The sequence below is a fragment of the Vibrio sinus genome (assembly GCF_023634645.1).
Lineage (GTDB): Bacteria > Pseudomonadota > Gammaproteobacteria > Enterobacterales > Vibrionaceae > Vibrio > Vibrio sinus.
This window is the reverse complement of sequence record NZ_JAMKMR010000014.1, coordinates 29,021-42,943: the sequence shown is the minus strand read 5'-3', so window position 1 is coordinate 42,943 and position 13,923 is coordinate 29,021. Positions and strand designations below refer to the sequence as shown.

General features: G+C 43.1%; 13 protein-coding genes and 1 tRNA gene. 6 read left to right on the top strand and 8 right to left on the bottom strand.

Annotated elements, in window-relative coordinates; all coding sequences use genetic code 11:
- The first annotated feature begins 161 nt into the window (after positions 1 to 161).
- Complete coding sequence (gene katG, locus M9194_RS14790) at positions 162 to 2,339, top strand: catalase/peroxidase HPI (protein ID WP_250613457.1); 2,178 nt, start codon at positions 162 to 164, stop codon at positions 2,337 to 2,339.
- Positions 2,340 to 2,449: 110 nt separating this feature from the next.
- Here katG and M9194_RS14785 read toward each other — a convergent pair whose 3' ends face one another.
- Positions 2,450 to 3,697 carry a magnesium transporter gene (locus M9194_RS14785; protein ID WP_250613456.1) on the bottom strand — a complete coding sequence of 416 codons (1,248 nt, stop codon included), beginning with the start codon at positions 3,695 to 3,697 and terminating at the stop codon, positions 2,450 to 2,452.
- Between the two features lie 368 nt (positions 3,698 to 4,065).
- Positions 4,066 to 4,647 carry a hypothetical protein gene (locus tag M9194_RS14780; RefSeq protein ID WP_250613455.1) on the bottom strand — a complete coding sequence of 194 codons (582 nt, stop codon included), beginning with the start codon at positions 4,645 to 4,647 and terminating at the stop codon, positions 4,066 to 4,068.
- 173 nt (positions 4,648 to 4,820) lie between these two features.
- On the opposite strand from M9194_RS14780, the gene M9194_RS14775 reads away from it, so the two are divergent.
- On the top strand, positions 4,821 to 5,570 hold the full coding sequence (locus M9194_RS14775) for a substrate-binding periplasmic protein (protein WP_250613454.1): 750 nt from the start codon (positions 4,821 to 4,823) through the stop codon (positions 5,568 to 5,570).
- A 9-nt stretch (positions 5,571 to 5,579) separates the two neighbouring features.
- Here M9194_RS14775 and M9194_RS14770 read toward each other — a convergent pair whose 3' ends face one another.
- Both M9194_RS14770 and bla read right to left on the bottom strand, forming a co-directional pair.
- Positions 5,580 to 5,957 carry a hypothetical protein gene (locus M9194_RS14770; RefSeq protein WP_250613453.1) on the bottom strand — a complete coding sequence of 126 codons (378 nt, stop codon included), beginning with the start codon at positions 5,955 to 5,957 and terminating at the stop codon, positions 5,580 to 5,582.
- A gap of 42 nt (positions 5,958 to 5,999) precedes the next feature.
- Positions 6,000 to 6,896: a class A beta-lactamase gene (bla, locus tag M9194_RS14765; RefSeq protein WP_250613452.1), complete on the bottom strand. Its 897-nt coding sequence runs from the start codon at positions 6,894 to 6,896 to the stop codon at positions 6,000 to 6,002.
- Positions 6,897 to 7,148: 252 nt separating this feature from the next.
- On the opposite strand from bla, the gene M9194_RS14760 reads away from it, so the two are divergent.
- Both M9194_RS14760 and M9194_RS14755 read left to right on the top strand, forming a co-directional pair.
- On the top strand, positions 7,149 to 7,871 hold the full coding sequence (locus M9194_RS14760) for a substrate-binding periplasmic protein (RefSeq protein ID WP_250613451.1): 723 nt from the start codon (positions 7,149 to 7,151) through the stop codon (positions 7,869 to 7,871).
- A gap of 126 nt (positions 7,872 to 7,997) precedes the next feature.
- Positions 7,998 to 8,612 (top strand): hypothetical protein, encoded by a 615-nt coding sequence (locus M9194_RS14755; RefSeq protein WP_250613450.1) that lies wholly within the window; start codon positions 7,998 to 8,000, stop codon positions 8,610 to 8,612.
- A gap of 116 nt (positions 8,613 to 8,728) precedes the next feature.
- Here M9194_RS14755 and M9194_RS14750 read toward each other — a convergent pair whose 3' ends face one another.
- The gene (locus M9194_RS14750) at positions 8,729 to 9,433 is read right to left on the bottom strand and encodes an aspartate/glutamate racemase family protein (protein ID WP_250613449.1); all 705 of its coding nucleotides are present in this window, start codon (positions 9,431 to 9,433) and stop codon (positions 8,729 to 8,731) included.
- 197 nt (positions 9,434 to 9,630) lie between these two features.
- On the opposite strand from M9194_RS14750, the gene M9194_RS14745 reads away from it, so the two are divergent.
- Positions 9,631 to 10,107: a peroxiredoxin gene (locus tag M9194_RS14745; RefSeq protein WP_250613448.1), complete on the top strand. Its 477-nt coding sequence runs from the start codon at positions 9,631 to 9,633 to the stop codon at positions 10,105 to 10,107.
- Between the two features lie 122 nt (positions 10,108 to 10,229).
- On the opposite strand, the gene M9194_RS14740 is transcribed toward M9194_RS14745, so the two are convergent.
- The 3 genes from M9194_RS14740 to M9194_RS14730 form a co-directional block, all read right to left on the bottom strand.
- Complete coding sequence (locus tag M9194_RS14740) at positions 10,230 to 10,457, bottom strand: hypothetical protein (RefSeq protein WP_250613447.1); 228 nt, start codon at positions 10,455 to 10,457, stop codon at positions 10,230 to 10,232.
- 73 nt (positions 10,458 to 10,530) lie between these two features.
- Positions 10,531 to 10,618 (bottom strand) — tRNA-Ser (locus M9194_RS14735).
- A gap of 171 nt (positions 10,619 to 10,789) precedes the next feature.
- Positions 10,790 to 13,216 carry a hybrid sensor histidine kinase/response regulator gene (locus M9194_RS14730; RefSeq protein WP_250613446.1) on the bottom strand — a complete coding sequence of 809 codons (2,427 nt, stop codon included), beginning with the start codon at positions 13,214 to 13,216 and terminating at the stop codon, positions 10,790 to 10,792.
- Between the two features lie 124 nt (positions 13,217 to 13,340).
- On the opposite strand from M9194_RS14730, the gene M9194_RS14725 reads away from it, so the two are divergent.
- Positions 13,341 to 13,907 carry a UPF0149 family protein gene (locus M9194_RS14725; protein ID WP_250613445.1) on the top strand — a complete coding sequence of 189 codons (567 nt, stop codon included), beginning with the start codon at positions 13,341 to 13,343 and terminating at the stop codon, positions 13,905 to 13,907.
- The last annotated feature ends 16 nt before the right edge of the window (positions 13,908 to 13,923 follow it).

The window sequence follows — 13,923 nt, the reverse complement described above, 5'->3', positions numbered from 1 at the left end:
TTATCTCCTTGTATATACAGCAATAAAATTTTTCCTATTACTATGATAGGCAAGCTATATTGGACCCTCTAAATAAACAAGCATAAGATAAATCCATAGCGTTATTTGATACAAACCGAGAGCTAACGCCCTACATTACACACTGAAGCAAGGAACAATTTATGGACAATAACAAACAAAATTCAGCCGGAAAGTGCCCTTTTAACCACGGTGCAGTGACGTCGACTGAACAATCCGAAAACCACTGGTGGCCCAAAAGGCTTAACCTAGATATTTTGCATCAGCACGACACCAAAACCAATCCTCTCGACGCTAACTTCAATTACAAAACCGCCCTTAAACAGCTTGACAGCAACGCCTTAAAACAAGACCTAAAAGCACTCATGACAGATAGCCAAGACTGGTGGCCAGCGGACTGGGGACATTACGGTGGCTTGATGATCCGAATGGCTTGGCACTCAGCTGGCACTTATCGTACAGCCGATGGCAGAGGCGGTGCCAGCACGGGTAACCAGCGCTTTGCTCCTCTTAACTCATGGCCAGATAACGGTAACCTTGATAAAGCCCGTCGCCTTCTTTGGCCTATCAAGAAAAAATATGGCAACAAAATCAGCTGGGCGGATCTTATGATTCTCGCGGGGAACATGGCCTATGAATCTATGGGCTTAAAAACCTTTGGCTTTGCGTTTGGACGCGAAGATATTTGGCACCCAGAAAAAGACATTTACTGGGGATCAGAAAAACAATGGTTAGAGCCAAGTGGCGGTAAACATAGCCGATATTCTGGTGAGCGCGACCTTGAGAATCCATTGGCAGCCGTTATGATGGGGCTAATCTATGTGAACCCGGAAGGTGTCGATGGCAACCCGGACCCATTGAAAACCGCTAAAGATATGCGCGTAACCTTTAGTCGCATGGCGATGAATGATGAAGAAACTGTCGCACTCACAGCGGGTGGACATACGGTCGGTAAAGCCCACGGGAATGGCGACGCGGCTAACTTAGGCCCAGAGCCAGAAGCGGCAGATCTTAGCGAGCAAGGGCTAGGCTGGAATGCTAAATCAGGCAAAGGCGTAGGCCGTGATACCGTCACCAGTGGCATCGAAGGTGCTTGGACAACCAACCCAACTCAGTGGGATAACGGCTATTTTAAACTTCTGTTTGGTTACGATTGGGAACAAACGAAAAGCCCCGCTGGCGCTTGGCAGTGGAAACCAGTCAACATCAAAGAAGAAGATAAGCCAGTCGATGTTGAAGACCCATCCATTCGTTTAGACCCAGTGATGACTGACGCCGATATGGCGCTTAAGATGGACCCAGATTATCGTAAAATCGCTGAGCGTTTCCATAACGATCCAGCCTACTTTAGTGAAACCTTCGCCCGTGCTTGGTTTAAACTTACCCACCGTGACATGGGGCCAAAGTCCGCCTATTTTGGCGATGATGTCCCAAGCGAAGATCTTATTTGGCAAGATCCTGTACCAACGGGGTCAAGCTCATATAACGTTGAAGCGGTAAAACAAAAACTTGCCGCAAGCGGACTAAGCATCGGCGACATGGTCTCAACGGCATGGGACAGCGCTAGAACGTATCGTCACTCAGATCGACGCGGTGGTGCAAATGGTGCCCGCATCCGCCTAGCACCACAAAAAGACTGGCAAGGCAATGAGCCTTCTCGCTTAGATAGAGTGCTGAAAGTCATTGAGTCTGTCGCTAGTGAAACTGGCGCAAGCGTTGCTGATACTCTTGTATTAGCGGGTAACCTTGGTCTAGAGCAAGCCATCAAGAACGCAGGATTTAGTGTGAATGTACCATTCTCTCCTGGTCGAGGTGACGCAACTCAAGACATGACAGATGTCGAATCATTTGAAGTGCTGGAACCACTCGCTGACGGTTTTAGAAATTGGCAGAAAAAAGACTATGTCGTTACTGCGGAAGAAATGCTATTAGATCGCACCCAGCTAATGGGCTTAACCGCGGCTGAAATGACGGTGCTGATCGGTGGTATGCGTGTGCTTGGTACTAATCATGACGGTACAACACACGGTGTCTTTACCGACAAGGTGGGTACATTAAGCAACGACTTCTTCGTCAATCTCGTCGATATGTCCTACGCTTGGAAACCGTCAGGAAATAATCTGTATGACATCGTCGATAGAAAAACCGGGCAAGTGAAGTGGACAGCGACCAGAGTCGATCTTGTCTTTGGCTCCAATTCGATTTTGCGCTCCTACGCGGAAGTGTACGCACAAGACGACAATAAAGAAAAATTCGTCAAAGACTTTGTTGCAGCATGGACCAAGGTGATGAACGCGGATAGATTTGATTTATCTGCGTGACTACAAATTGATGTCTAACGCCTATAATGGCCAAATAGACTCAATGTAGAGTGAAACTAAACGGAGCGACTTTATTCTAAGTGGCTCCGTTAATTTTAGGCTGAGTATCATTACGCTAAGCCTAATAGCTGAGTAGTACTATAAAAGTAAATCAGTAATCCGGTCACATCAACAATTGTGGTAATAGCAGGGCTCGCCACGACTGCGGGATCTAAGCCAGCTTTCTTGCTTATAAGCGGCAGTAGCGCGCCTATGACTGTTGCAGAAAGTACCTGGAAAAACAGTGCCAAACCAATCGCTCCACCTAAAGCAAATAATGTGAGGTTTCCAGGAAGCGCTATCCCTTGAGACAAAAACGCCACTTTTCCAATACTAAGTGTAGCAACGATTAACCCAATAACTGTGGCGATGCGAGTTTCTTTCCACAACACTCTGAGCCAATCTTTAACCGATACATAACCCAAAGCCATTGCTCTAACGACCACTGTCGCAGATTGACTACCAGTATTTCCACCTGTATCCGCCACCATTGGCATATACAAAGCCAAAATAGTAAATGCGGCAATCGCATCATCATAGCTGTGAATGACCATTCCAGATAACAAACCAAGTGCTACAAGCCCCACAATCCAAAAAACTCGTTTTTTGATATGGGTGAACACCGATGTATCCATATAATTTGATTCATGACTTTCTTGCTGTATCCCCATGATTCGTTCCATATCTTCAGTTTGCTCGTCCATCACTATATCGATGGCACTTTGTGAATCGAGCACACCTACTGGCTCTCCAAATCCGGTCAATAATGGTAATACGTCACTAACACTATGATGCAGTTGCTTTACGGCTTCTTCCTGATCGAGGCTCAAATGACAGCCTTGAACGAACTCAGTCACTTCGCTGAGCTTAAGATCTAAATCAGAATTAAAGAGACGGTGAATGGGTACTAACCCCGTATACAGCCCATACTTATTCACGCTCACCAGATAACTCAAACCAGGTTTGTGCGAATGTAATTGCTTCACCACCTCACCAACCAAAAGCTCTTCATGAAAAATGAGCATTGGCTTTGCGGTGCAGCGGTCCAAGACAGGATGTCTTGCTTCCATGTACTTTTTCACATCGTCGCTGTACTTAAAGCTATTGATATCGATAAGCGCTAAATACTCACGATGAGACAAGAGATGAACATAAGATAGAGATTTTTTGAATCCTTCCCCACGAAAACGTTTATTCAACGTACGAAAGTCATTTTCTTTAATTTTATTTTTAAAATCGCGAAAGCAAGCATTATCTGTATTAGCGTTATTTATTACTGAAATTAGCTGCTTGGATTCTAATAGATTAATATTCTTCATTTTAGCTAACCTTATACTTAGTCTAAATTATTAAATTTATAAGTTATTTAAATTAAAATAAGGCTATTAAATTAGGAGGAGTGGAAGGTTGTCCGGCTAGATATTTTGCAAGAGATTTTCCTGCAATGTAAACGTTATAGTCGTCTGCTTAACACTCTCCGTTTGTTAAATTTAATAGCCCAACTTCGACTGTCGCCATCCATAATATTTCTCCTATTGCTGATGAAATTCAGAGAGATAGTAAAAATCCCCGCATTTCATGTAAACCGTTTACTGAGTTAATTTGTAACCTTTTACTTCGATAGCTAAGCTACTTCAAGGTACAGTGTCCACGTAAAATAACTAGGGCGTGTAATAGTTGCCTCAAGTTAAATCCACTCATTGTCTACTTTCTCAAAAAGCTCAGAGAAAAAACGTTTAACTCGTCTCTCGTTTGAGTAAGAACAAGCACTAACATAAGTAATGACTTTAAGTACCATTTCCTCAGCCGCTTCAGGCTTTTTTCCCATTACCCATGTCGCCCATGCTAGACGAGCAGTGGATATCGCGGCCGCGGAAGCACCGTATTCTTTCATTTCCCAAGCGATCCTTCCCGCTCTAGAGGCCCCTACTGAACGCATAACTGACAGAGATGTTTCTATCACTTCTTGCCTACAAAAAGATCCAGCGATTTCCAAAGCTTGTCTTGGCCTTTTATCATTGGGAAGGACAGATTCAAACTCACCAAGCGTCAGTGCTGCTGCTCTCACACCAAGCCCTATAATATCTTTTTCACTTGCTCCGCACTTTTTCGCATACCAAATAAGATCACCATAATCGTCAGATTGGATATGCGCTTTTTTCAAAAATTGCTGAAGCGTCATCGTTTGATTTCCTATGCGCTTATGTAACCTTTCCAAGGTTTCATTACAAGCGCCAAAAAAGGAAAACAACTCAGCAGAAATATACATAAATACCCCCTACAAAAAACAAGCGGCACTATATTTCATTCGATTGTCTTAGTCTGTCACTGGTTGGTCTAAAAATGTCAAAGCCTATGACAATAACAAGGACTTACCTCCACTTCAGCTTCAGGAAAAATTTGCTGCTATCCTTTTATCAAGAACAAGACAAGGAATAGTCTATGTTAAATAAGTCCACCATCGTTCTTTTATTATTCAGTGTATTTCTATTTTCAAATACAGCCTCTAGTGTCGAGCTAACCATACTCACGGAAGATTATGCTCCGTATAACTATATGGAAGATGGGAAAGTCACAGGCTTTACGACAGAAGTCGTCAGAGCAATTTTAAAAGAAACAAACAACGAACAACTAAACATCGAGATGTATCCATGGCAAAGGGCTTATCGAATAGCGGAAACTCAAAAAAACGTTCTGCTATATACCATGACCCGCACCCATGCTCGTGAGAACAAATTTAAATGGGTAGGACCCGTCGCCGAACGCACCATTTGGATGTGGAAACTTAGAAAACGAACAGATATCGTTGTTCACACCTTAGAAGATGCGAAGAAATATACGATTACGGCAGTCCCTCAGTCTGCTGGAACCATGTATCTAAAAAGCCAAGGATTTACTGAAAAACAACTCAACCCAATGCACAAAGAAAGCCTCACTGTTGCTAAGTTTATTGCTGGTCGAGACGATTTAATATTAAAGCCCAAGCTTGCCATGGCCTATGAGCTAAAAAAACTCAATAAAAACATAGAACTCGTTGAGCCTTTAATATCACTACCAAATAGTGGCAGTTATTATTTGGCTTTTAGTCTTGAAACACCTGATAGTACCATCACACTATTTCAAAACGCTCTAGATAAAATAAAATCGAACGGAATATTTGATCAAATATATAACAAATATATGAAGGAATAGGGCCAAAGATCAATACGGCAAATCATCGGGGTCGACGCCAATATAATCTGGCTCAATGTAGGATGGAAACTGCACCGCTAAAATGGTGTTTTTTCCTAAAAGGGCCGATTTGCACACTCGATGCATTCCATCCATCAGCCTACCTTCATGGCACAAAATAATCGGGTATCTCAAGTCTACCCGATTTATTAAGTTAATATGCTGAAGTATATTTCGGCACGTTGGACTCTCCCCACCCAAATCGTACCAAAACGCCTCATCTAACTCCTTAATGCTCGCGACCTTAACTTCTATCACTTTCAAGTGCTGAGACAAACGAACAAGACGCGATACATCCCATGCGAGTAATCCCTGATTTGAACGACGAAAATGATATTGTTGTCTCATGTTAGTTCTAGGCCTTCTGCTCGATACTATACGTGAATAACTTTAAGACGATTGTTTGTCCGCTGTGTGGTGGTTGCGTTCGAAGTCTTGAATCATTGCATCGCCAATCTGAGCGATGGCTTTATTTAACTCAGCCAATGACGCCTTATTCTCAGTTAGATAAATCGTTATCACTAGGGGTTGCCCACTAGGAGGAACCAAGCTGGCAACGATGCCTCTCGAGCCATGCCCACCATATCCAGTTTTATCGCCGATTTGCCAACCTTTTGGTAATACCGAACGCAGCAGATCGTTGGCCACTTTATCACCTTTCATCCAAGCAAATAACTGGCTCTGCTGATCTGGGCTGAGGACACCTCCAAACAACAGCTCTCGCAATGTACGGTTCATTGCGATTGGCGTTGTGGTATCGCGATCGTCTCCTGGTGTTGCTTGATTCAGCTCTGGTTCCCACCGAGACAAGTTTGTGGTTTTATCTCCCGCATCACGCAGAAATTCAGTCACCCCCTTTGGCCCACCAACGGATTTTAAGATTAAGTTCGCCGCCGTGTTGTCGCTCCATGACATAGTCGCATCACAGAGTTGCTCAATGGTCATTATTTCATTGATATGTTTTTTGGTGATCGGTGAGTATTCTTCCAGATCACTTTTTAGGATCGGTTCCTTTTGAGACATCACGCCCTTTTTTAGTGCGGTAGCACAAGCCAATACCTTAAATGTACTGGCCATAGGAAACCGCTGTTGCCCATTGAACTGGTAGCCTTCTCCCGAATTCATATCGTAGAAAGACACGCCGACTCTTGCACCATTTAACGATTTCGATGCATTTTTAATACTGGTTAATACCAAATCCGGGACAGTGCTGGCAAACACTGAGTGAGACAATATGACTAAAGATAATGCTAGTGTTGATTTAAGTGAGCGTTTTACATATTTCATTAGCGATTTCATTTCCTTTGTAGAATTTTCCTATTTGTGGCTTATACCCAAGTTCCTCAGAGAGGAATCGTCTTCCCATCGATACCAATCCCATAAGCAGCAACTATACTTCATTCATACTATGAATCTGTTCAGGGTCATTGATGTCAAATGAGGGTAAACGTCTTATCAATTAAATCGAATTACTCGGTGATATTAGGGAACTAAATTTAATAAACAAATCACATAAGTACAATCTCTGGGACAAGTGCAATGAAAAAACGATATTTTTCACTTCTTCTATTGTTCGTCAACAGTATCGTTCAAGCCGAAATCGTAGAGGTAGTCACTGAAGACTATGCGCCATACACCGTGAGAAAAAGTGACAATAGTGTCGGGGGCGTCGCGACAGATATTGTTCTCCCTGTCTTCAACAGAGCTGGCATACCGAGTAAATTTATCATCTATCCTTGGGCAAGAAGTTACCGACAGGCACTAGAACACAAAAACACGTTCATCTACGCAATGACACGAACAGAAAAGCGTGAACACTTATTTAAATGGGTATTCCCCGTATCAGAACCGCGAAAAATATGGTTCTGGAAACTGGCCAGCAACGACAAAATCAAATCAATTACATCTATTTCAGATGCAAAAGCGTTTCGCTTAGCTACCGTACTTGATACCAGTATCCATGAGTATTTAGTCAGGAATAAGTTTCCAAAAATTAGTACGGCAAATAGCTGGCCACAAGTTATTAAAATGCTGCAACATGATCGAGCAGATCTCATTTTAATGTATACCGCACCACTTGAATCGATACTCAAAGAAGACAATATTGAAGAAGGCACTATCATCAAAACATTTTCGCCGTTTTATACAGAATTGTATCTCGGTACCAATGTTAATACAGATCAGGTTTTAGTCGATAAGCTACAGGCGGCTTACAAAGATTTACTCTCGTCTGGGGAAATACAGCTCATACCGAGCAAGTAAGCGAAATTGCGACGTAAAATGAGATCTAGAGCCAGAAAAAATCATTTATGAACATGTGCGCTTATAGCAAACTATAGCTCCACGTAATTCCATGTATTTTATACATATTAACAATGGAGCTTATTCATGTTAAAGACAATATTGGTGACTTCTTCCCTTTTGATTGCAACCTCTTCTTATGCGATGACCACCAACGTTTTATCTAACAGTGATGTGCAAAACGTTTTACAACAATCTTCTTCGCACGTTCAAGCGAACTTACAAGCGAACCCTGACCTTCTCCCTGAATACGCCGCACGAATAAACTTAGCGTACGAAATGGCGAAATCTGGAAATCCAAGCTCCGTTGCAGCTGCAAGCTCCATGGTAACAAGTTTCATCAGTAGTGAAATGTATTCCTATCGCTTGCCGATGACAGGGACAGATAGCACAGATTGCTCGGCGCAACTCGCTGCCTCTCAGGCTGCTGCCAAAGACGCGTTAAACTCCCTCACCAGCTACAATATGAGCAATTACGTACCTGGAGACAACCTTCCTGTTGGCTCAAAGTACGGCGCTCGTGATATTATTTCGGGCATTTTCCAAGGCGCGATGATTGCAGGGATCAGCGGAATAAGCGCCGATCAAGTTTCAATCGGCACCTACAAAGTCTGCAACGAAAACAGCCTTAAGGCACTGTCGTACATGACAACCATCACTAATTTAACCAACACGATGTTTAATACGTTTATCGCGAAATAGGGACTTACTTTTTCTGTATATGGCACGTTTTACACACATATAATTCAATAAGTCACCGTTAAAATCGCTAAAAAAGTCCATGCGTGCATGGACTTTTATCTATCAGATCGTGCTTATTAACTTTCTATATCTGAAATAGCCAACTGAACCGCTTTAATGGCATGAATGTCCGTCGTGTCGTATAAAGGAACTTGCGTATGTGATTGCTGAATAAGCAGCGCTATTTCAGTGCAGCCTAAAATCACTGCCTCAGCACCTCGCTCATGTAAGCTTTTAACGATACTTAAGTATTTCTCTCTTGATTCAGCGCTGACGACACCTCGGCATAATTCGTCGTAGATAACATTATGAACAATCGCTCGCTCAGCCTCGTCTGGTACAACAACATCAATAGCAAACTTGTCTATCAATCGACTTTTATAGAAATCTTGCTCCATGGTAAAGCGAGTGCCCAACAATCCAACTTTTTTAATTCCATCGCTACTCAATTTATTAGCCGTAGCATCAGCAATATGGAGAATTGGGATTGATATGTAGTTTTCAATTTCGCAAGCGACTTTATGCATTGTATTGGTACAGATAACTAGAAAATCCGCGCCACCAGCTTCAACCGATTTTGCAGCCTCACCAAGAATTACCGCCGTTTCTTCCCATTTACCTTCATGTTGCAACTTCTCAATTTCGTCAAAGTTTACGCTGTATAGGCAAATTTTCGCCGAATTAAGGCCACCTAGTTCAGACTTTACACCCTCATTAATGGCTTTATAGTAGCTTGCGGTAGATTCCCAACTCATCCCACCTAACATTCCGATTGTTTTCAATTTGTACTCCATACTTTAAATACAATATAGCGTTACCCTATAGGCAACTAGAAACACACTTCATGCGGGAAAGCAACCTTAAGCACCTTGTTTATGCGTATGCCCCCTACACTCACTATTCCCCTACTTTCTCTAGGTAGTTCATTGTTACTTTGATCGATACACTGTGCAAGGCTAATAAAATAAGGAAAACAGACATGATTCAGAAAGGTCAAAAACTACCAACCGCCAACCTAAGCGAGCTAAGTGATGAAGGCGTGCTCACCCACAATACCGATGAGCTTTTTGCAAACAAAAGAGTGGTGCTTTTCGCTGTCCCAGGCGCATTTACTCCCACCTGTTCAGAGGCCCATTTACCTGGTTACGTTGTCCTGGCTGACGAGATTAAAGCAGCAGGTGTCGATATCATCGCGTGTGTCTCTGTTAACGATGCATTCGTAATGCATGCTTGGGGAGAAGCACAAAACGCTACTGAAATTATGATGCTGGCAGATGGTGATGCCAGCTTTACCAAAGCGCTAGGGCTTGAGAAGGATACCGCCACGTTTGGAGGCATTCGTTCACAGCGATATGCAATGGTTATCGAAAATGGTGTGGTGACACAGCTAAACATTGAAGAGCCAAAGCAATTTGAAGTGAGCAAAGCAGAGACTATTTTAGCGGCTTTGAAGTAATTTTTAAGAATACAACGGTTCAGAATCGTTTTTTCTGAACCGTCTTTGGCTAGATAGACGTCTATTTTGTGAATCTAGCCTTTTGGAAGCGATACTGATGACCTTACTGTGAGTCCGGGAGCTCAATCAAATCCTTCTTCCCAAGATTTGAGATAAACCTTTTTCGCGGCTGAGTCTACCTCGAAAGATACCTTAAAGCCTTCCCATATCTGAGACTTGAGCCAACGTATGGCCATTGAGCAATCTTGTGGTTCCCAATCTGGAATAAGAAATTGATAGCTTTCGGCAGAACTGCCTAATTCGAGTAGCAAGTTTTCTGCTAGTTTTTCCGCTTTTGATTCAGGACTCATAAATCTATAGTTCCTATGAACATATAACGCAGGCACAAAAAAAGACGCCCGAAGACGTCTTTTTTCAAGAATGTGGCGGTGAGTGAGAGATTCGAACTCTCGATACGTTGCCGTATACACACTTTCCAGGCGTGCTCCTTCAGCCACTCGGACAACTCACCGTAATGTCGTGTCAGCGTTGTGCTGACGAGGCGCTAATTTAATGATTCTACAGTGGTTGGTCAAGCCCAAATGTTGAAAAAAATCGGCCAATCTGTTTATTTGCCTATTCTTTAACATATATGCTCATTAACTGACCTTACATTAGGCCAGCTCTTGCAAGTTTGCTTAGCTTACATGTGACATTGTTCAGCCATAAGAACCGTAATTAGATCTAGGTCCTCTTTACTCGGCTCGACTTGATTGCGCAAATCCGTAAGAATTTTCTCAAGCGCTTCACCGATTTGAGGGTTTTGTGTGTCATCAACGCTGCAAATCAGTTTCTCCAGTAAGGATTCAGCGGTTTCGTATTGCTTGTTTTCAATTGAGACATAGAGATTAACCAATACATCCTCAAAATCGATAGCATCTAAGCGTGCATTTTGCTCTGGGTGGAACTGGTATAGCTTTTCAGAATATCGGTATAAGGCATCATCTAACTCGTTCTCATCAATCGGTTTGGCGATGATGTAATCCACCCCTGCGCCTAACATTCTTTCACGGGTTTCTTTAAACACATCGGCGGTGCAGCCAAAAATCAGTGTATGGCGCTGCTCTCCGGGCAAAGTACGAATCGTATTACTGGCTTCGACCCCGTCCATTATCGGCATGTGATTATCCATTAACACTAAATCGAAATGCTGATTGGAAATGGCTCGAATGGCTTCTTCACCATTTTCCACACAATGGCAGGTGAAGCCCTTACTTTTCATAAAGCTGTCAATGATGATGGTGTTGGTTCGATTATCTTCAACAATCAGTACCTGCAACCCGTCATAGTTGAGCTTACGGTGTAACTTGATCTCTACCGAACCAGGCTCACAGATTTCCAATTGCAAGTTCACTTCGAAGCTGGTCCCTATCCCAGTTTGACTGGTTACCGAAATATCCCCATCCATCAGCTCACAGATCTGCTTAACGATAGCCAGCCCTAACCCCGTACCGCCATATCGGCGAGTTGTCGAAGATTCTGCTTGCTCAAACGGTCGGAATATCTTGTCTTGTGCTTCTTGCGAAATACCAATCCCAGTATCTCTCACGGTCAGTAATAGATAGCTTTGATCGTCAATGGTTTGTTCTTTGAAGTTCACCTCGACAAAACCGCGCGATGTAAACTTCACGGCGTTGTTGAGCAAATTAAATAGCACCTGCCGAACGCGCGCTTTGTCCGACATATACCAACGTTCAGGCGATATCTCGGAGTACACTTTAAACACTAAGCCTTTCTCAGTGCATAATGTGTGGTAAACACTATTGATGCTGCCGATGATAGAAGCCAGTGGAAACGGCGCTCGTTCAAGCTCTAAATGCCCCTGTTCTATCTTAGAAAAATCCAAAATTTCATTGAGCAACGTCATCATATGGTCCCCTGAGTCATAGAGGCTTTTGAGATGCTTTCGTTGTTCTTCATTTAAATTGGTTTTGAGTAGCAGCTGTGCTGTACCAAGTACCCCATTCATGGGGGTGCGGATCTCATGAGATAAGGTCGCTAAAAATGAGCTCTTAGCTTGGGTTGACGCTTGCGCTTTGACTTTTTCCGCTTCAAGGTAAACGGTTTTTTGGTTAAAGGTATCGATTAAGTGTCGGATCTCATCGTTACTTTTGTACGCCAAGTCAATCACTCCGCCTTCTTTCGAGTCATCCACTTTTTGCGCAATCACACTGATTGGTTTGATGAGATAGCGGCTAATCAAAAAATACCCGACCATCACGAGTAGGAGCATGAGCGGTATAATGCCAAGTTCGACATTACTGATAATCTCAAAAACACGTTCACTGATCAGTTTTTTCGCATTGACGACATCGACAGACCAATTGAAGTTGCCGAAAGTCAGCTTGCTAACATAAATACCTTTGACCGCCCTAAAGTTATGCTCTGTAATGACTTCCCCATAGCCGTCTTTCACTAACACGCCTAGACCTAAATCCTCGGCTTGTTTATTCACGAACTCGACCAAGTCTTTCAGCGATAAATCTATGGTAGCCACCCCAGCAAATCTGCCGTTGACATAATAGGGAGAAGAAGCGGTGATCATTTGAACATGGGTGTAGGCATCGATATAAACTTGCGACCAAGTCACCGTACCGAGTGGCTGATTCGCTGCGGATAAGTACCAATCTTGCCGATTGTAGCCGCCTGTCTCCGGATTATTCCATGAATCGATTTTGTCAATCACACCGTCTGTGGCTCTGTTATAAAACAAACTGGTGTATTCTTTTTTAGGATCGACGGAATAAGGTTCGGGCCACAATCCACCGCTGACTGCAATACCATCGAGTACCGTAAAGAGAGAATGCAACATTACGGCTTGTTCAGCTTGCGGAGTGCCTGTATTGCCAATGCTTACAATGCTTTGCAACACACCAAGTGAGCTGCTAAGTGGGGCGTTAATCTGGTTAGAAATCAGCTGAGTGTTCAGATCCAGGTTCTGGATGAGCTTAGATCGAACAGGAGGCTCAACCACCATGTAGCTCACGGTACCAACTAAAGTAATCACGAAAAACATGTAGGCAGCCAACGCAACAATACTCTTGCGTTTTAATGACGATCGTATATTCATATATCCCTGAATCTTTGTCCTTTTAATAAAACGTATAGCTATCAATAGAATGTCGCAAGTCTTTTTATCTCAGAATATGACTGTTACTATACCCATATTAAACTCATTCGAACTGGTCGAAATTTTGACACTACAACAACTTCTCGCCTTACCTGAGTTGGAAGGTAAGTTACTCAATGAAGCGAAAACCTTCGGTTTTATTACTTCTATTGCTGCCGCACCGCATGTGCTTCCACCTGAAGAATGGCTACCCCTTTTATGGGGCGGCGACGAAGTCGCACCCTTTTCCGATGGCGAGCAGTTAGAAACCTACATTGAGCACATGATTGCTATCTGGAATGATTACCGTCCAGCATTATTGGGAAATAGCTGGGATTGGCCAACGGGATGCCAGCTGGATGAAGAAGACATTGTTAACGAATATGCGAGAGACTTTTGTGAAGGTGTGTTACAGGGTTGGCAATTCACCCAAGACGATTGGAAGAACATCATGCCTGAAGATAGCGAAGATAATGCGTTGCTAGGCGGTGTGATTTTGTCACTAAGTATGCTGTATGATCCAGAAACCTCACTTGAGACACTAAAAGAAAATGGTGTCGAAGGCTTAGATCAGTTCACGGAAATCTTTAATGGTGTGCCAACGATGCTTTGCGGCCTAGCCATTCGCGCAGCATTGCTTGTAGAACAGTGATTGCATAGGTTAGGCG